The organism is Labrys sedimenti, from assembly GCF_034424805.1.
Lineage (GTDB): Bacteria > Pseudomonadota > Alphaproteobacteria > Rhizobiales > Labraceae > Labrys > Labrys sedimenti.
This window is the reverse complement of the sequence record NZ_JAXOUF010000104.1, coordinates 1-1,020: the sequence shown is the minus strand read 5'-3', so window position 1 is coordinate 1,020 and position 1,020 is coordinate 1. Positions and strand designations below refer to the sequence as shown.

The 1,020-nt window shown below is 59.5% G+C and carries 1 pseudogene; it reads left to right on the top strand.

The annotated features are described in order from the left end of the window. Positions 1–282, top strand: a pseudogene (locus U1R88_RS35630) (MFS transporter); the annotation flags it as partial. Positions 283–1,020 lie beyond the last annotated feature (738 nt).

Here is a 1,020-nt window from a genome sequence, read left to right as displayed (position 1 = left end):
GTCGACCTGTTCTGGACCGCCGTACTCAGCGTGGTCATCGGCTTTATCATCGCCTCGGCGTTCTCGGCCATCGTGGTGTTTGCCCAGGAACTGGTGCCGGGCAATGTGGGCATGATCGCCGGGATATTCTTCGGCCTGATGTTCGGCTTCAGCGGGATCGGCGCGGCGCTGCTCGGGATGCTCGCTGATCATCACGGCATCGAATACGTGTACAAGCTGTGCTCGTTCCTGCCGCTGGTGGGCATCCTCACGGTACTGTTGCCGTCGACCAAAGGCGTTTGATCGATCACGTCGCCCCATAGCCGTAGTTATCTACAACTTTGGGGCGACGCGGGACCTGTGGCGAGGGAGCTTGCTCCCGTGACGGCCCTGCAGACGGCGCTGATCTAACTGACGCGCCGAGATCTCAATGTGGGAGCTGGCTTGCCTGCGAAGGCGGCCTGACAGTCAACACAGTTGGACCGTGTACATATCCATTCCTGCGGTTAAGGCTACTTAGGGTTCCGCCCTGACGGCGGCTCACTTTTGAAAAGCGCAAAAGTAAGCAAAACGCTCTTGCCCCACCACTCGGCACCTCGCTTGGGCTCGGTGTGCCCGTAATCCGCCAGTGATTTGGGGGGCCGCCGCCACGCGCCATCCATGGCGCGGGGCGGCTAAACCGGCATCCCTGCCGGTTTACCCCCCAAATCCCTGTCGAATTCCGGCCAGCGTGGTTTAACGGGGCGCCTAAGATCAAAAGCAGATCAAGATCAAGAGCGGCTCGCTTCGCATCGTGGTTACCGTTGGCTGCTACAACCTACAAAATTGTGTAGAAGCTGCGACGGCGGTGTGTCAGAGGCCAATGTGCTGATTGAACCAGCGCTATCGCAGGCAAGCCAGCTCCCACAGTTGTAGGTATTTCAGGTCGGGATTTTCGGTGTGTGCAAGTGCGCTGTGGGGAATGCCTGTGCATACGCGTGACACACCCTAAGTACCTGCTCATCGGCAAACCGCGCGCCCACCACATGCAAGCCCACTGGC